Source organism: Pseudomonas sp. TMW22089 (assembly GCF_022496645.1).
In the GTDB taxonomy this organism is placed as follows: domain Bacteria; phylum Pseudomonadota; class Gammaproteobacteria; order Pseudomonadales; family Pseudomonadaceae; genus Aquipseudomonas; species Aquipseudomonas paraversuta.
In genome coordinates this window covers 1-17,264 of record NZ_SCFG01000010.1, presented here as the reverse complement: position 1 = coordinate 17,264, position 17,264 = coordinate 1, and the positions used below count along the sequence as shown (strand labels likewise).

Below are 17,264 nucleotides of genomic sequence, written 5' to 3'. Positions count from 1 at the left end.
CCCATGAAATTTTCCGCGCTTCTAGTCTTTATTGCCCTGCTGGCGGGTTGTGCCAGCGGTCCCCGCATGGATACCAGCCATCCTTCGGCCAACCACGACAGCCGCGTGCAGTTTGTGGTCCTTCACTACACCTCGACCTCCCTTGAGCGTTCACTGCAATTGCTGACCAGCGGGCCGGTGAGCAGCCACTATCTGATTGGTGATACCCCGCCAACCATTTACAAGCTGGTGGACGAAAACCAGCGGGCCTGGCACGCCGGTGAAAGTCAGTGGAACGGCCGCACCTGGCTCAACTCCAGTTCCATCGGCATTGAAATCGTCAACAAGGGTTTCCGCGATACGCCCAACGGGCGGGTCTGGTATCCCTACACTGAAGGTCAGATCCAGTCGGTGATCGCCCTGCTTAAAGACATCACGACGCGCTACAAAATCGATCCGCACAACATCATTGGTCACAGTGACATAGCGCCGTTGCGCAAGCTTGATCCGGGGCCGTTGTTTCCCTGGAAGCGCCTGGCCGAAGCCGGCTTTGGAGTCTGGCCGCAGGCCCAGGCCGTAGCCCGGGAGCAGGCCCTGTTTGCCAACGCACTGCCAAGTATTGGCTGGTTTCAGCAGCAGTTGGCCCTGCTGGGCTACGAGACCCCCCAGACCGGTGAGCTGGACGTTGCCACTCGCCACGTCCTGGCGGCCTTCCAGATGCATTTCCGGCCAGCGCTGTTTGATGGCACGCCCGATGCCGAAAGCGCGGCCATTTTGAAAGTGCTGAACACCCAGGCAAAGCGATGACCGCGCGAGCGCTATAACAGCGGCAGGGCCATGTAGAACTGGGTGCCCTGGCCAGGGCGTGAGTAGACGCCGATCCGCCCGCCGTGGAGCTGGACGATTTCCTTGCACAGCGCCAGCCCCAGGCCGGCGCCGCCTTTTTTGCGACCTACCTGCACGAAGGGCTCGAAAATCCGCCCTTGTTGGCCATAGGCAATGCCTTCGCCATTGTCTTCAATACTGATGATCACCCGCTCGCCATGCCGCCGCGCCTGCAGGCGAATCTGCCCGCCGCTGGCCGTGTGGCGCAAGGCATTGTCCAGCAGGTTATCAATGACCCGTTCGAGCTGTGGCTGGTCGGCATTCAACACCGGTAGCGGTGGCTGCAGGTCGACCTGCAACTCGATCCCCTTGGCTGCCGCGCGGGCCGCGAAGCGGGTCCGGGCGTCTTCGAGCATGCCCGGGAGGTCGCAGGGGGCCAGCGTCAGCTTTTGCATGCCATTTTGATAGCGGGAAAAATTCAGCAGGTCATTGATCAACTGCATCAGCCGCTGCATTTCTTCATTGACGGTGTTGAGCAGGTCGGTTTCACGGGACTGCGGATCAAAACGCGCCCGCTCCATAAACAAGCCAAAGGCCATATGCATACCGGTGACCGGGGTGCGCAATTCGTGTGAGGCACGCAGTACGAACTCGCTGCGTACCCGTTCAAAGGCCCGCTGCTCGGTGACATCATGCAACACCATTACAGCACCAAGAATCGGTCCTTTGGGCTGGCTGACCGGGGTCAGGCTGTAGGTCAACAGGCGTTTTTCACCCTCTATATCGACGCTCAAGTCTTCCGGGGCTCGTTCCAGGTTGCCGCCACGCAAGACCGTGAGCAATTGCTGATCGAGCTCCGGGCGCATCAGCGCCTCGCCCAGCGGCTGACTGAGGCGGCTCTGATCCCAGCCCAACTGGCGTTGCGCGACCGGATTCAGATGCTCGAGGCGGCCTTGCTGATCAATCATCAGCAAACCGTCGTCAATACTGTCGAGCACCGCCTGAAGCCGTTGCTGGCCCGCCAGCAGTTCGTCGACATTGGTTGCCTGATGTTGGCGCAGTGCTTCGGCCATGATCCCGAAACGCCGGGTCAGCAGGTTCATCTCGGTGGCCGAGGAGAGTGGCAGCACCACCTCGAAGTTGCCTTTGCCTATATTGTCGGCGGCTTTGGCCAATGCTTCGATCGGCGCGCCAAAACGTCGGGCAATGCCGTGGGCGGTAATAAAACCTATGGTCAGTACCGCAAGCCCTACCAGGCCCAGAAGCAAGGCAATGATCAGGGCCCGGTCCCGGGCGGAGGCCTGGGCGCTATAGATATTTTCGAGGGCCTTGCGGTGCTCGGTAATCAGGCCGTTGCGCAACAGGTTGAAGCGGTTCCTCAGCTCGTTGTCAGTACTCAGGTCAGGGGTGTTGGGTTGAGCCGGGTTGAGGGCTTTGAGGAAGCTTTCGTAGTCCGTACGGGCCTGGGTAAAGCCGCTGTGCAGATTGTTTTTGCGCTCATGCTCGATGCCCTCGTCGAGCAGTTTCAGGTATTCCCGGGTTGATGCTTGCAGCGCTTTGGGGTCTTGCTGATTACGCAGCAGCAGAATCAGCTGGTCACCCAGGCTTTGACGCAGCTTCAGGCCCAGATCGAGGGTGATGAAGTTATTGCGGATCAGCGCCTCCTGGGTCTTGGCCATTTGCATCACACTGACGACGCCAAGCAGGAGCCCGAGCAGCGCCACCGTAATCAGTGCAGAAATGCTTAGAAACAGCCGGGTTCGCAGCTTGATCGCAAGTTTCATCGTATGCGGCTCACAAGTTGTACTGCTTGCGCTTGCGATAGAGTGTCGAAGCGTCGATGCCCAGGGTTTTTGCTGCCTGGTCCAGGGTTTCACTCGTGGCCAGTACCGCACCGATGTGGGCTTTTTCCAGCTGGTCGAGACTCAGTGCCGCACCAATGCGCGGAGTGTTCGGCGTGGTTTGCTCGGCCATGCCCAGATGGCTGACTTCAACCACTTCCTGCGGGCAAATGATGCTCGCACGTTCAACCACGTTGCGCAGCTCGCGAATGTTGCCGGGCCAGCGGTAATTGGCCAGCGCCAGTCGGGCTTCTTCGCTGAAGCCCCGGGCTGGGCGAGCGTACTCTTTAACGAAGCGGGCCAGAAAGCGATCGGCCAGGGTCAGAATGTCTTCACTGCGCTCGCGTAGCGGCGGCAGGTGCAGGGTGATGACGTTCAGGCGGTAGAGCAGGTCTTCACGAAAGCGCCCGTCGCGAACCATGTCTTCAAGATTGAGGTTGGTGGCCGCCAGGATGCGCACATCGGCGCGCCGGGTCACGGGGTCGCCGACCCGCTCGTAGGCCTTGTCCTGAATGAAGCGCAGCAGTTTTGGCTGCAATGTCAGGGGGAAGTCGCCGATCTCATCGAGAAACAATGTACCGCCGTCCGCCTGGTTGACCCGGCCCAGTGTACTTTCACTGGCGCCGGTGAAGGCGCCGCGGGTGTGGCCGAACAGTTCGCTCTCCATCAACTCGGCTGTCAGCGACGGGCAGTTGATGGTTACACAGGATTTCTTGGCCCGTTTGCTCCAGCCATGGATGGCTTGGGCCAGTTCGCCTTTACCGGTGCCGGATTCACCGAGAATCAAGATGTTGGCATCGGTGCCTGCTACCTGGCGCGCGGTTTCCAGCACCGCCATCATGGCCGGGCTGTGAGAGTCGAGCCCGTCTTTAGGCTTGCGAATTTCACCTTCCAGGGCTTCGAGGCGGGCGGAAAGCTGGCGTACTTCCAATTGTTTGGCGGTGGCCAGACGCAACTGATCAGGGCTGCAGGGTTTCACCAGATAATCGGCGGCGCCTGCCTGAATGGCATCCACGGCGGTGTCCACAGCCGAGTGGGCAGTCACTATCACGACCCGCATCCATGGCGCCTGAATGCGCATATGGGCCAGGACATCCAGGCCATTGTCTTCACCCAGACGCAAATCCAGAAAACACAGGTCGAATACTTGTCGCTGCAGCAGCGCATCGGCTTGTGCCGCACTGTTGGCGGTGGCAACGGTGTAACCCTCGTCTTCGAGGCAATAGCGAAATGTACGCAGGATGGCGGACTCGTCGTCCACCAGCAGAATGCGGCCCTGGTGCTCTTTGGCTGTATCCATTTCCTGCCTTCCTCTATGAGTGTTCATGGTTAGTGTCGGAATAATCGGGCAAGTTGCATGATTTTTTCACGATTTTTTAAGAGGCTAGCAGGGAAGGCCTTTGGCTGCATTGCCTAACTAGATGATTTAGAAGCTTTTAAACCTGAATGGACGCAGCAGGTGAGTGCTCATTGGTGCCTCTGTGCCTCACGCAAGCCTTCAGGGCTCTACACAGATCGTGCAGAACGCACGACAGTCTCGGCAGCATCGTGCAGGATGCGCGCACAGCTGTCTTTTTAAAGCGTTTAACTCGTTGATTTATAAGTATTTATTTATTTTATAAAAGCTGGCATGCAGCCTGCAATAACTCAGGTATAGACGCCGTACAGATCAGTCATGACTGGCGGACCATTCCCTGAATTGACCACCGAGTGGCAGGAGTTTGAGCATGCATCGCCAAGGTTTCGCCAGCTTTCATATTTCGCCACTGCACCTGCAGCAGGGTCTGTTCGCCAGCCTTGCTTTGGTGGTGACCCTGATCGGTGGTCAGCAACTGGTTCGCTGGGAGCAAGCGTCGCAGCCTGTGGCCGCGCCCTTGCCTGCTGTCGCCTATCAGCAACACCACTTCAGTACGATCAAGTCGAGTGCACTGAATGCGCGAGTCACTGCCGCGGACAGTTATGCACTGACCGCCGCCGAAGAGACGCAAACAGCTAATTCGCAACCTGCACCGGAACGTTGGGTGTTTTAAGTGTTCACAGTTTTGAGGCCCTTGCTGGCATCGGAATGCACCATTGGTATTAGGCTATTCCCACAGTAATAAGGAGAAACACCATGTTGAGTTGGGCAGTTACCTTCCTGATCATCGCCATCATCGCTGCTGTACTGGGCTTTGGTGGTATAGCGGGCACCGCGACCGGCATTGCCAAGATTCTCTTTGTCGTATTCCTGGTGATGTTCGTGGTGTCCTTCATCTTTGGCCGTCGTGGTAAAGGTTGATCATGCTTAGCCGATCCCTGAAGGCATTGGCCGCTGCCCTGTTGGTGGGCAGCAGTGCCATGGCCCTGGCCGCAAACGATGGCCAGTCGCACGCTAACCAGTTACTCAGCGATCCTGACTACCGTGAGGCCTGGCAACAGGTGGTGAAGAAGGAGGAGCGTTTGCCCGAGTGGGTGATGAACCTCTCCGGTGCGGCCGAGCAAATGAATGCCGTGACTGAAAATGGCGACAAGTATCTGGTCGGTCCTTTATGTGAAACCGCCGATACCTGCACGACCGGGCGCCTGATTGTCGCCGTCAGTTTTGACAAGAAACACGCTTATGCAATGTTGGTTGAGGTGCCGGCCGGTCTGCCTGCAGACAAATCCCCGACACGTCACGCCGACTACCGCTTTTTGGGTCAGCCGGACGAAGGTGTACAGGCCATGCTTAAAGAGCAGTTAAAGAAAGACCCGAATTGGTACTGAGGAGCACGGCTCTTTGATTTTTCGGGAGCAGGTTCGCTTTTTCAGACACGACAGCCCAGGTTTTCTCTGGGCTTTTTTGTGTCTGCAGGGTCGCTGCAGACATAGCTAATGCATTGTCTGTTCTCATTATTTTGCAAAGTATCGACGGGGCAGGAACAACCTCTGAACCCCGACCGTATATCGACCGGATACAAAATCTTTTCTTCAGAATTCCCGATTAATGCAATGGGATATTTCTTAATTGTTTGACGATTTTTCGTCGCTATTTACGGCCACAAAAGACCTTGAAACAGCCGGTGTGCGGCACTTATGTCGTCTATTCTTAGCTTTCCTCAGCCCATGTTCATGAAGTCTTGTCGGACAAAACCCATGCCGATTCGGCATGGGGTAGGCGTTTACGGCATTAGACGGTTTACTCCGGCATGGGAATAGTTGCGCCTTTTTTCGCCTGCCAAAGAGCCTGTCCGGTTCGATTTGGGCGACCTTCTACGGGGGTGCAGGCTTTCGATTTTTGCGCTTTGAGCGCTCTGGTCAAAGCCTTCACCCGAGTCCACTTGAAGTAAGGGTAATGACATGAAGAAGGCAAAACTTAGCCTCGCCTGGCAGATCCTAATCGGTCTGGTCCTCGGGATTGCAATCGGCGCGCTGCTCAACCACTTCAGTGCCGAAAAAGCCTGGTGGATCAGCAACGTTCTGCAACCTGCCGGCGATATCTTTATCCGTCTGATCAAGATGATCGTGATCCCAATCGTGATTTCCTCACTGGTTGTCGGGATTGCAGGCGTGGGTGATGCGAAGAAGCTGGGTCGCATCGGTCTTAAAACCATTCTTTACTTCGAGGTGGTGACCACCATCGCGATTCTGGTCGGTCTGGTGCTGGCCAACGTGTTCCACCCGGGCGCCGGGATCGACATGAGCACGCTGGGCACGGTCGATATTTCCAAGTATCAGGCCACTGCTGCTGAAGTGACCCACGAGCATGCGTTCATTGAAACCATCCTCAACCTGATTCCGTCGAACATCTTCGCAGCCATGGCTCGCGGTGAGATGCTGCCGATCATCTTCTTCTCGGTACTCTTCGGCCTCGGCTTGTCGAGCCTGAATGCCGAACTGCGCGACCCGCTGGTGAAAACCTTCCAGGGCGTGTCCGAGTCGATGTTCAAAGTGACTCACATGATCATGAACTACGCGCCAATCGGTGTGTTTGCGCTGATCGCCGTGACCGTTGCCAACTTCGGTTTTGCCTCTTTGGTGCCGCTGGCCAAACTGGTATTGCTGGTTTACGCCGCCATTCTGTTCTTCGCCTTTGCCGTGCTGGGCCTCATCGCCAAGCTGTTTGGCTTCTCGGTAATCAGGTTGATGCGCATCTTCAAGGATGAGCTGGTCCTGGCTTACTCCACCGCCAGCTCCGAAACCGTGCTGCCGCGCGTGATCGAGAAGATGGAAGCCTACGGCGCGCCGAAAGCCATTTGCAGCTTCGTGGTACCGACCGGCTACTCCTTCAACCTGGACGGCTCGACGCTGTATCAAAGTATCGCGGCGATATTTATCGCGCAGCTGTACGGCATCGACCTGTCGATCAGCCAGCAACTGCTGCTGGTACTGACCCTGATGGTTACCTCCAAAGGCATCGCCGGTGTACCGGGCGTGTCCTTCGTAGTGCTGCTGGCCACTTTGGGCAGCGTGGGCATCCCGCTTGAAGGCCTGGCCTTTATCGCCGGTGTCGACCGTGTGATGGACATGGCCCGTACCGCCCTGAACGTGATTGGTAACGCCCTGGCGGTACTGGTTATTTCGCGCTGGGAAGGTATGTACGACGACGCCAAGGGCGAGCGCTACTGGAACTCGCTGCCGCACTGGCGCAGCAAGGAAGCCCTGCCTAAAGGCGAATAATCGTCCCTCGGCAGCTGCACCCTCACAAACCCCGGACTTGTCCGGGGTTTGTTGTTTCTGCGGTCTGGCCGCTATCATTCGGCGTATCTTCCAGGAGTTCACTCGATGCTCAACGGCCTATGGCTCAGCTTTTTCGTGGTCGCTACGGTATCGGCGCTTGTCCAGTGGCTGGTGGGCGGCAATGCCGGAATCTTTGCGGCCATGGTGGAAAGTATCTTTGCCATGGCCAAGCTGTCGGTCGAGGTGATGATTCTGTTGTTCGGCACCTTGACCCTGTGGCTGGGATTCCTGCGCATCGCTGAAAAAGCCGGCATCGTCGACTGGCTGGGCAGGGCGCTGGGGCCGCTGTTCAAGCGCCTGATGCCCGAAGTGCCGCCCGGGCATCCGGCACTGGGGTTTATCACCTTGAACTTCGCGGCCAACGGCCTGGGCCTGGACAATGCCGCCACGCCCATTGGCCTGAAGGCCATGCGGGCACTGCAAGAACTCAATCCAAGCCCGACCAGTGCGAGCAATGCACAAATCCTGTTTCTGGTGCTCAACGCCTCGTCCCTGACCCTGTTGCCGGTGACGATCTTCATGTATCGCGCTCAGCAGGGCGCAGCCGACCCTACCCTGGTGTTCCTGCCGATCCTGCTGGCGACCAGCGCCTCGACGCTGGTAGGCCTGCTCTCGGTGGCCTTCATGCAGCGCTTGCGACTGTGGGACCCGGTGGTACTGGCCTATCTGGTACCCGGGGCGTTGATTCTGGGCGCGTTCATGGCGTTGCTGGCGAGCCTGTCGGCTGCAGCGCTGGCGAGTTTGTCCTCGATCCTCGGCAATCTGACGCTGTTCGGGCTGATCATGCTGTTTCTGGTGATTGGCGCGCTGCGCAAGGTCAAGGTATACGAGGCGTTCGTCGAAGGGGCCAAAGAGGGCTTCGATGTCGCCAAGAACCTGCTGCCCTATCTGGTGGCCATGCTGTGTGCGGTGGGCGTGTTGCGGGCTTCTGGTGCGCTGGATTTCGGCCTGGACGGAATTCGCCATGTGGTCGAGTGGCTGGGCATGGATACGCGCTTTGTCGATGCGTTGCCGACGGCAATGGTCAAGCCGTTCTCGGGCAGTGCGGCGCGGGCCCTGTTGATCGAAACCATGCAGACCCAAGGGGTGGACAGCTTTCCGGCGCTGGTCGCCGCGACGGTGCAGGGCAGTACTGAAACCACCTTCTATGTGCTGGCCGTTTACTTCGGCGCCGTGGGCATCCAGCGTGCCCGCCATGCGGTGGGTTGTGCCTTGCTCGCCGAGTTTTCGGGCGTAGTGGCAGCGATCGCGGTGTGCTACTGGTTCTTCGGTTAATCCTCAAACTATCGCTGGCAAGCCGGCTTCCACAGGTGTTGTGGGGGCCGGCTTGCCAGCGATAAAGGGCTCAGCGTTGCGCCTGCCCTTGCTGAATCACCCACTGCACCACTTGCGGCATCAGCGTGTCAGCGGCCTGGCCAAAACCTGCAACAACCCCCGGCACCATCGGATTGCTCAGTGGCTGGCGTGCTTCAAAGCGCCTGGACGCCAGCACCCGCTGATCGCTGCTGCGCACCAGCCGGGCGTTGTACTGAATCAGCACCTCGGGGCTTTTACCGTTATAGCGGGTCTGGAACGCCAGTAACTCTCCGCCTAACTCGTAATCGGCCTGCAGGTTGCTGTCGTCGGTGCTCAGCCCCTGAATCCGGCCATCCTGCAAGAACGCATCGAGCAAGCGATTGCGCAGCAGTACAGGCGCCGGATCGCTCCAGCGTGCGCCTTTGTAATTGCTGATCAGATTGCCCTCGGGCACCACCGCAATGTTCTGGCTGTTCAGCGCGTTGCTGGCCATCGGTTTTTCGAGTCGCAGCGACCAGTTAACCGGCGCGCCACGGCTGGCGGCGAGCGGCGCCTGGGCATAGGGCAGCCAATACACGTCAACCTGCTCGGGCTTGGGCAATATCGAACAGGCGCTGAGCAGGCTCAGACTGGCAGCCAGGACGATTGAACCTGCCAGGCGATAAGTACGGGTCATGGCGTGAATTCCTTGTTCTGTTCGCGGCCCAGCAAGTAACCGCTTGGATTGGCTTCCAGGCGCCGCGAAATCGAGCGTAATGTGCCGAGGGTTTCGCGCAGCTCATTGACGGCCGGGCCCAGCTGATTGAGGCCCTGCAGGCCGCTGTTGAGCGACTGTTCATTGTTGTTGATCAACAGATTGATGGTTGCAGTGCTCTGTTGCAGCGACTTCATGGCCTGTTCGGCACTGCTGAACATCTGTTGGCCCTGGTTGCTCAACATGCCATTGGCGTTGCGCATCAGTGCGGTGGTTTGCTCCAGGGTGCCGCTGGCCTGTTTGCTGACCTGGGCCAGCTGTTTCATCATCTGGCTGATATCGTCACGCTGGCTGGCAATGGCAGAGGTGGTCTGCTCCAGGTTTTCCAGAGTCTTGCCCACACGGTTGACGTTGTCGTGGGAGAACAGGCGGTTGGCGTTATGCAGCAGGATGTTGATATTGGCCAGCATGTCATTGCCATCGGTGAGCAACCGGGCAATCGGGGAGGGGGTGGCCACGATGGTGGGCAGTTTGCCGTTTACACCTTTGAGGTCCGGGCTGTTCGGGTCGCCACCGCTGAGCTGGATGATCGAGGTGCCGGTCACGCCCGTCAGCGCCAGCTTGGCCTTGGTGTCGACCTTGACCGGGGTGCCGGCGGCCAGACGAATCCGGGCCAGTACGCGGCGCGGGTCCTTGTCATCCAGACGCAGTTCTATGACATCGCCGACCTTGATCCCGTTGTATTGCACCGAGCTGCCTTTGGACAAGCCGCTGACAGCCTCGTTGAACACCACTTCGTAATCCTTGAAGGTGCTGTCCATGCTGGCCTTGGCCAGCCACAGGCCAAACAGCATGGCCCCGACTATGACCAGAACGCTGAACAGGCCGATCAATACATGATGGGCACGGGTTTCCATGTTATTGCTCCTTGATCTTGGTTGCCGCTTCGTATGCAGCGCGGCCGCGGGGGCCATGGAAATATTCATGAATCCACGGGTCGTCGTAGTCTTCGACCTGCTTGATAGGGGCGGCCACCAACACCCGTTTTTGCGAGAGCACCGCTACCCGGTCGGTGATGGTGTACAGCGTGTCCAGGTCGTGGGTCACGAGAAATACGCTCAGACCCATCGCGTCACGCAAGGTCAGGATCAACTGGTCAAACGCCGCTGCGCCAATGGGGTCCAGCCCGGCGGTAGGTTCATCCAGAAACAGAATGTCCGGATCCAGTGCCAGTGCCCGGGCCAGTGCCGCGCGCTTGATCATCCCGCCTGACAGCATGGACGGGTATTTGTCAGCGGCGGACAGGGGCAGCCCGGCCAGCGCCAGCTTTACGCACGCCAGATGCTCTGCATCGGGGCGGCTCAGCCCCGCGTGTTCGATCAGGGGCAGGGCGATGTTTTCCGTCACGGTCAGCGAAGAAAACAGCGCGCCGCTCTGGAACAACACGCCAAAACGCCGCTCAATCTTCGAACGCGCCTCTTCCGGCAGGCTTAACAGGTCCTGGCCGAACACCCGGACCTGGCCTTCAGTCGGTCGCCTTAGCCCGACAATACTGCGCAACAGCACCGACTTGCCGGTGCCGGAGCCGCCGACCACGCCGAGAATCTCGCCCTTGTACACATCCAGGTCGAGGTTCTCGTGCACAGCCTGGCTGCCAAACCGGTTACACAGACCCCGTACTTCGATTATCGCCTCGCGGGGCGCTTGCATTGGCCCACTCACCAGCCCATCTCCATAAAGAACAACGCGGCCACGGCGTCGAGGACGATCACGATAAAGATCGATTGCACCACGCTGGACGTGGTGTGCTCGCCGACAGATTCGGCGCTGCCGCTGACTTTAAAGCCCTCAAGGCAGCCCACTGCGGCGATCAGAAAGGCAAAGAACGGTGCTTTGACCATGCCCACCAAAAAGTGCTGAACGCCGATATCGGAGTGCAACAGCGATATGAACATGTCGGGGGAAATGCCCAGCGAGACCACGCACACCACCGCGCCACCGAGGATGCCGGCCATCATGGCCAGAAAGGTCAGCAGCGGCAGCGCGATAAGCAGTGCCAAAACCCGTGGCAGCACCAGCAAGTCCATGGGGTCGAGGCCCAGAGTGCGAATAGCGTCGATCTCTTCGTTGGCTTTCATCGAGCCGATTTGTGCCGTAAAGGCGCTGGCCGTCCGGCCTGCCAGCAGGATGGCGGTGAGCAACACGCCAAACTCGCGCAGGAAGGAGAAGGCAACCAGATCTACGGTAAAGATCCCCGCACCAAAGTTGGCCAGCACCGTGGCTCCAAGAAAGGCCACCACCGCGCCCACCATGAAGGTCAACAACACCACAATCGGCGCGGCGTTGAGGCCGATCTGCTCGATATGCGCCACCATGGGGGTAATGCGCCACTGTTTTGGCCGGAACAGGTTGCGCGCCAGGGTTTGCAGAATCAGCCCGATGAAGCCCAGCAGCTGCAGCGAGTCTTGCCACAGCTTGTAGACCGCGCCGCCGATACGGCTCAACAACAGGATGCAGATGTTCTGCTGGGGGACTTTGACCGGCACACAGAAGTCGCGCAGTGAGGCGTAGACCGTTTGCAGCAGGGCACGGTCAGCGGCGGGAAGTTTGTGTGCGGTGTCGGTCAGCTGGCTGACGCGTTCGGCGCCCAACAGATCCACCAGCAACGACGCCCCTGCAGTATCGATGCTGGACACTTCATCCAGATCAATTGCGGTTTGAGCATCGTACTGACCGGCCAGTTGCTCGGTCTGCTGTTTGAGCCGGGTGTAATGGGCCAACGTCCAGTCGCCGCTGATACGCAGCCGCGCCGGATTGCTGGAAGTGTCTAGTTGGGCATTGCCCGCCATGGCCGTAATAATCGTAAGCTCCCAGCTAAATACGCTTGAACGTAGACCTTATGTAATAGCACAGTCCTGTAAAACTGCGTCAGTTTGCCTGAACATCGGTCCCCGGGGATTGATCTGGGTTAACCCGAAAGCGCAACACGCCAATCAGTTGCCCGTCTTCGGTGATCACCCGTACTTGCCAGCGTCCCTCGGGATTCGGCGGGAAGTTCTGTTTGTGGGTCCAGGCGCGATAGCCTTCTTTGCGTCCCCCGTGAATATCCAGCGCGATACGGTCGACTTCCTGGCCGTTGAGCTGCCACACATGGTAGATCCGTTCATTCAGGCCACGGGGTGCGTTGATCGAGGTGTAGGCATACAGACCCCTGCTGCGCAGTTCGCTAACGCTGATCTGCTCAACGCTTTCGCCCGGCGTGCGGTCCTGCAGCTGGGTGGTCACCGCGACCTCGGTCATCCATAGCGTTGCAGGCGGTACCCACGAGCGCAGCAGCCAGCCGGTGCCCCCCAGTGTCAGTACGATCAAGGGCAGCACCAGCCAGCCGCGCCAGGTCTTCAGCGGCAGGCTCACGGCCAGGCTCGGGATTGAAAGCAGTACCGCGGTGCCCAGCGCCAGCTTGTAGCTCTGGGAGGTGGTCAGGTTGAGGATGATCGGCAGTGCCGTCAGCAGGGCCGCGAACAAGGCCAGGGTGTGCATTGCCAGATACAGCCAGCGCCTGGGTGCCAGCCAGCGGTAGTACAGCGGGTCGGTGATGGTCACCAGCGCCGCGGCACCCAGCAGACCGGTAAACACCAGTTGTCCGCTGTTCCAGGTGGTGGTAATGAAGAAGAAGGGCAGGACAAAAAACAGGCTTTCCTGATGAATCATCTGCGTTGCATAACGCAGCAACGGCGGGGGGATTTCGCGTTTGAACACGCGGCTGAACAACTGGGTGAAACTGTTTTCCAGCATCAGCCAGACCCAGCTCACCAGCAGGATCACGGCGATCCAGCGGGCCATGCCTTGCTGGCGGTCCACCAGAATGAAACTGCCCACGCCCGAGCAAAAGCCAAATGCCGCGATCAGCCCCGGATAGCGCTTCATTAATTCAAGGATGCGCTGTACGTAGTGGTTCCAGTTCGGCATTCGGCGGTTCACATTCTGTATAGGAAATATCCTCGACAGAATAGCGTTTTAGAGGACGCAGCGTCCGGGATGTTTACGCCCCCGCAGCCCGAAACAGGTGGGAGCTGGCAAGCCAGGCTCCCACTGCGGTTCAGCGCACGCTGCTGTCGAAGCGGCTCACGTCAGTCAGTTCCAGTACCAGTTCATCGCCGACATTCAGCGGGCCAACGCCTGCCGGGGTGCCGGTCATGATCACGTCGCCGGCTTGCAGCGAGAAACAGGCTGCCATGTGCTGGATCATCGGCACGATCGGATTGAGCATCAGCGCGCTGTTGCCGTCCTGGCGCACTTCACCATTGATGCTCAGGCGGATGCCGATGTCGGCCAGATCAGCGAAGGTGCAGCTCGGTACGAACGGGGCCAGCACGCAGGCGCCATCGAACGATTTGGCGATTTCCCATGGCAGGCCCTTGCCTTTGAGTTCGGCCTGCTTGTCGCGCAGGGTCAGGTCCAGTCCGGGCGCGAAGCCGGAGATAGCATCCAGCACTTCCTCGCGGCTTGGTTTGTTGGACAGGGCCTTGCCGATCAGCACCGAGATTTCTGCTTCGTAATGCACCGAACCGCGCTCGGTGGGGATCGCAAAACCACCGTCCAGAGCCACGACACAACTGCCCGGCTTGATAAACAGCAGGGGCTCGGTGGGGATCGGGTTATCCAGCTCTTTGGCGTGCTCGGCATAGTTGCGTCCGATGCACACCACCTTGCCGATTGGAAAGTGAATCCGGGTACCGTCGACATACTGGTGCTGATAGCTCATGGACCGCTCCGCTGGGGATTCAAGGGTGAAACCAACCCTGCAGGAGCCAGCGCTAAAGCTCGCTCCTGCAGGGGGCATTGTTAGTTAAATCGCAAAAATCTTGCCCGGGTTCATGATGCCGTTCGGGTCGAACACGGCCTTGAGCGCTTTCATGTACTCGATTTCGACCGGCGAGCGGCTGTAGGTCAGGTAGTCACGTTTGGTCATGCCCACGCCGTGTTCGGCAGAGATGGAACCGTTGTACTTCTCGACGGTTTCAAATACCCACTTGTTCACCGTCGCGCACTTGGCGAAGAACTCGTCCTTGCTCAGGTTTTCCGGCTTGAGGATGTTCAGGTGCAGGTTGCCGTCGCCAATGTGGCCGAACCAGACGATTTCGAAGTCCGGGTAGTGTTCGCCGACGATGGCGTCAATTTCCTTTAGAAATGCCGGGACTTTCGATACGGTGACCGAAATGTCGTTTTTGTATGGCGTCCAGTGGGAAATGGTTTCGGAGATGTATTCGCGAAGTTTCCACAGATTTTGCAGCTGGGTCTCGCTCTGGCTCATCACGCCATCCAGCACCCAGCCCTGCTCCATGCAGTGCTCGAAGGTTTCCAGCGCGGCATTGGCCACTTCTTCAGTGGTGGCTTCAAATTCCAGCAGGGCATAGAACGGGCAATCGGTCTCGAACGGCGAGGGTACATCGCCGCGGCCCATCACTTTGGCCAGAGCCTTGTCGGAGAAGAACTCAAAGGCTGTCAGATCCAGCTTGCTCTGAAAGGCGTGCAGCACGGGCATGATCGAATCGAAATCGGCCGTACCCAACACCATCGCCGTCAGGTTTTTCGGCGCACGGTCCAGGCGCATGGTGGCTTCGACCACAAAACCCAGGGTGCCCTCGGCGCCGATAAACAGCTGGCGCATGTCGTAGCCGGTGGCATTCTTGATCAGGTCCTTGTTGAGCTCGAGCACATCGCCCTTGCCGGTCACGACTTTCATCCCCGCCACCCAGTTGCGGGTCATGCCGTAGCGGATAACCTTGATCCCGCCGGCATTGGTGCCGATATTGCCGCCAATCTGGCTGGAGCCGGCCGAGGCAAAATCCACCGGGTAGTACAGGCCGTTTTCTTCGGCCAGGTTCTGCAGATGCGCGGTGACCACACCGGGCTGACAGACCACGGTGCGGTCCGTCAGGTTGATGTCCAGCACCTGGTTCATGTAGTCAAACGACACCACCACTTCGCCATTGGCCGCCACGGCTGCCGCCGACAAACCCGTACGGCCGCCCGACGGTACCAGGGCGATCTTGCGCTCATTGGCCCAGCGCACAATGGCCTGTACTTGCTCAGTGGTTTTGGGGAACACGATGGCCAGCGGGGCCGGGGCGAAATGCTTGGTCCAGTCCTTGCCAAAAGCGTTGAGGGAGTCAGCGTCGGTCAAGACCTTGCCAGGCTCTACCAGGGACTTTAGCTCTTCAATCAAGACTGGATGGGTCATCAACAGAACTCTCGAACAATTCATGGTCATCCTGAGAACGCTTCACGTCGCAGGTATGGGTGTTTAGCGGGGCGCTTATGCTAGCATACGACCCCCCCGTAGAATCGAGCCGTAGGACGATTCTCGGTGCCGGTCTTCACGCCGGACAGGTCAGCTCTCGCTGTCCATTCCCTGCCATTTTTTCTCTGGGACACAGGTTTACGCAGATGAGCAAGACTTCTCTCGATAAGAGCAAGATCAAGTTCCTTCTTTTGGAAGGCGTCCACCAATCCGCTGTTGAAGTACTCAAGTCTGCCGGTTACACCAGCATCGAGTACATCACCAGTTCCTTGCCTGAAGCCCAGCTGAAGGAAAAGATCGCTGATGCCCACTTTATCGGCATCCGTTCTCGTACCCAGCTGACCGAAGAAGTGTTCGATTGCGCCAAGAAACTGGTCGCTGTTGGTTGTTTCTGCATCGGCACCAACCAGGTCGACCTCAACGCTGCTCGCGAACGCGGTATCGCTGTTTTCAACGCGCCTTACTCCAACACCCGTTCGGTGGCCGAGTTGGTGCTGGCTGAAGCGATCCTGTTGTTGCGTGGCATCCCTGAGAAAAACGCTTCCTGCCACCGCGGTGGCTGGATCAAAAGTGCAGCTAACTCCTTCGAAATCCGGGGCAAGAAACTGGGTATCGTCGGTTATGGCTCGATCGGTACGCAGTTGTCGGTACTGGCCGAAGGCCTGGGCATGCAGGTGTTCTTCTATGACACCGTGACCAAGCTGCCGTTGGGTAACGCGACCCAGGTTGGCAATCTGCACGAACTGTTGGGCATGTCCGACATCGTGACTCTGCACGTACCTGAAACTGCAGCCACCCAGTGGATGATCGGCGAGAAAGAAATTCGCGCCATCAAGAAGGGCGGGATTCTGATCAACGCCGCACGTGGCACCGTGGTTGAGCTGGACGCCCTGGCTGACGCGATCAAGGACAAGCACCTGATCGGCGCCGCTATCGACGTGTTCCCGGTTGAGCCGCGCTCCAACGACGACGTGTTCGAAAGCCCGCTGCGTGGCCTGGACAACGTGATCCTGACCCCGCACATCGGCGGTTCCACCGCTGAAGCGCAAGCCAACATCGGTCTGGAAGTGGCAGAGAAGCTGGTCAAGTACAGCGACAACGGTACTTCGGTATCGTCCGTGAACTTCCCGGAAGTTGCCCTGCCGGCTCACCCTGGCAAGCACCGTTTGCTGCACATCCACCAGAACATCCCGGGTGTGATGAGCGAGATCAACAAGGTCTTCGCCGAAAACGGTATCAACATCTCCGGCCAGTTCCTGCAAACCAACGAGAAAGTTGGCTATGTAGTGATCGACGTCGACGCCGAGTCTTCGGACCTGGCGCAAGAGAAGCTGCAAACCATCAACGGCACCATCCGTTGCCGCGTTCTGTTCTAAGACGCGGGTGTCTAGTCCTGAAATAGGTTTACACCTGTTTCACCCCAACGCCCGATGCATTGCATCGGGCGTTTTGTATTTCAAAGACTGGTGCGGACGCTCGCTGTTGTAGATCGATATCGACTCACTCACCATCTTCTTCGCCTGCATTAAGTCGTGTGGGCGCTCAAGCAGAAGCTCTGTTTTCAAGATCCCGTTGACCCGCTCTGCCAAAGCATTTTGGTAGCAGTCATAGCCGTCCGTCATCGAAC

Annotated in this window: 16 protein-coding genes and 1 pseudogene; 7 read left to right on the top strand and 10 right to left on the bottom strand. The window is 58.5% G+C overall.

Annotated features, from left to right (window positions below; all coding sequences use genetic code 11):
- Nucleotides 1-3 precede the first annotated feature (3 nt).
- Nucleotides 4-786, top strand: a complete 783-nt coding sequence (locus EQV90_RS11785) for an N-acetylmuramoyl-L-alanine amidase (protein WP_003437665.1) — start codon at nt 4-6, stop codon at nt 784-786.
- Between the two features lie 11 nt (nt 787-797).
- Here the strand turns inward: EQV90_RS11785 and EQV90_RS11780 are convergent, their stop codons facing one another.
- Both EQV90_RS11780 and algB read right to left on the bottom strand, forming a co-directional pair.
- Nucleotides 798-2,588 carry an ATP-binding protein gene (locus tag EQV90_RS11780; protein WP_240878130.1) on the bottom strand — a complete coding sequence of 597 codons (1,791 nt, stop codon included), beginning with the start codon at nt 2,586-2,588 and terminating at the stop codon, nt 798-800.
- Between the two features lie 10 nt (nt 2,589-2,598).
- The gene (algB, locus tag EQV90_RS11775) at nt 2,599-3,945 is read right to left on the bottom strand and encodes a sigma-54-dependent response regulator transcription factor AlgB (protein ID WP_003437663.1); all 1,347 of its coding nucleotides are present in this window, start codon (nt 3,943-3,945) and stop codon (nt 2,599-2,601) included.
- Between the two features lie 427 nt (nt 3,946-4,372).
- On the opposite strand from algB, the gene EQV90_RS11770 reads away from it, so the two are divergent.
- The 5 genes from EQV90_RS11770 (at nt 4,373) to EQV90_RS11750 (ending at nt 8,618) form a co-directional block, all read left to right on the top strand.
- Entirely contained in the window at nt 4,373-4,675 is a 303-nt protein-coding gene (locus EQV90_RS11770) for a hypothetical protein (RefSeq protein ID WP_240878129.1), read from the top strand.
- 83 nt (nt 4,676-4,758) lie between these two features.
- Entirely contained in the window at nt 4,759-4,923 is a 165-nt protein-coding gene (locus EQV90_RS11765; protein ID WP_003437658.1) for a DUF1328 domain-containing protein, read from the top strand.
- A 2-nt stretch (nt 4,924-4,925) separates the two neighbouring features.
- A complete protein-coding gene (locus tag EQV90_RS11760) occupies nt 4,926-5,390 on the top strand; it encodes an inhibitor of vertebrate lysozyme family protein (protein ID WP_010656775.1) in 465 nt (154 codons plus the stop codon).
- Nucleotides 5,391-5,963: 573 nt separating this feature from the next.
- Nucleotides 5,964-7,283: a glutamate/aspartate:proton symporter GltP gene (gene gltP, locus EQV90_RS11755; RefSeq protein ID WP_003437653.1), complete on the top strand. Its 1,320-nt coding sequence runs from the start codon at nt 5,964-5,966 to the stop codon at nt 7,281-7,283.
- Nucleotides 7,284-7,388: 105 nt separating this feature from the next.
- Complete coding sequence (locus EQV90_RS11750) at nt 7,389-8,618, top strand: nucleoside recognition domain-containing protein (RefSeq protein WP_003437651.1); 1,230 nt, start codon at nt 7,389-7,391, stop codon at nt 8,616-8,618.
- A 70-nt stretch (nt 8,619-8,688) separates the two neighbouring features.
- Here EQV90_RS11750 and EQV90_RS11745 read toward each other — a convergent pair whose 3' ends face one another.
- The 7 genes from EQV90_RS11745 to EQV90_RS11715 form a co-directional block, all read right to left on the bottom strand.
- The gene (locus EQV90_RS11745) at nt 8,689-9,315 is read right to left on the bottom strand and encodes an ABC-type transport auxiliary lipoprotein family protein (protein WP_240878127.1); all 627 of its coding nucleotides are present in this window, start codon (nt 9,313-9,315) and stop codon (nt 8,689-8,691) included.
- Nucleotides 9,312-10,250, bottom strand: a complete 939-nt coding sequence (locus EQV90_RS11740; RefSeq protein ID WP_003437645.1) for an MlaD family protein — start codon at nt 10,248-10,250, stop codon at nt 9,312-9,314. The genes EQV90_RS11745 and EQV90_RS11740 overlap by 4 nt, the downstream gene beginning before the upstream one ends.
- Nucleotide 10,251: 1 nt before the next feature.
- Nucleotides 10,252-11,043 carry an ABC transporter ATP-binding protein gene (locus EQV90_RS11735; protein WP_003437642.1) on the bottom strand — a complete coding sequence of 264 codons (792 nt, stop codon included), beginning with the start codon at nt 11,041-11,043 and terminating at the stop codon, nt 10,252-10,254.
- Nucleotides 11,044-11,051: 8 nt separating this feature from the next.
- Nucleotides 11,052-12,182, bottom strand: coding sequence for an MlaE family lipid ABC transporter permease subunit (locus EQV90_RS11730; protein WP_003437638.1), 1,131 nt, complete (start codon nt 12,180-12,182; stop codon nt 11,052-11,054).
- A 79-nt stretch (nt 12,183-12,261) separates the two neighbouring features.
- Nucleotides 12,262-13,302, bottom strand: a complete 1,041-nt coding sequence (locus EQV90_RS11725) for a DUF5924 family protein (protein WP_003437635.1) — start codon at nt 13,300-13,302, stop codon at nt 12,262-12,264.
- A gap of 130 nt (nt 13,303-13,432) precedes the next feature.
- Nucleotides 13,433-14,098, bottom strand: coding sequence for a fumarylacetoacetate hydrolase family protein (locus tag EQV90_RS11720; protein WP_010656776.1), 666 nt, complete (start codon nt 14,096-14,098; stop codon nt 13,433-13,435).
- Nucleotides 14,099-14,182: 84 nt separating this feature from the next.
- Nucleotides 14,183-15,577: an FAD-binding oxidoreductase gene (locus EQV90_RS11715; protein ID WP_003437628.1), complete on the bottom strand. Its 1,395-nt coding sequence runs from the start codon at nt 15,575-15,577 to the stop codon at nt 14,183-14,185.
- A 206-nt stretch (nt 15,578-15,783) separates the two neighbouring features.
- Here EQV90_RS11715 and serA point away from each other — a divergent pair, with 206 nt between their 5' ends.
- Entirely contained in the window at nt 15,784-17,013 is a 1,230-nt protein-coding gene (gene serA, locus EQV90_RS11710) for a phosphoglycerate dehydrogenase (RefSeq protein WP_003437626.1), read from the top strand.
- 11 nt (nt 17,014-17,024) lie between these two features.
- On the opposite strand, the pseudogene EQV90_RS11705 reads toward serA, so the two are convergent.
- Nucleotides 17,025-17,264: pseudogene (locus tag EQV90_RS11705) on the bottom strand (integrase core domain-containing protein); the annotation flags it as partial.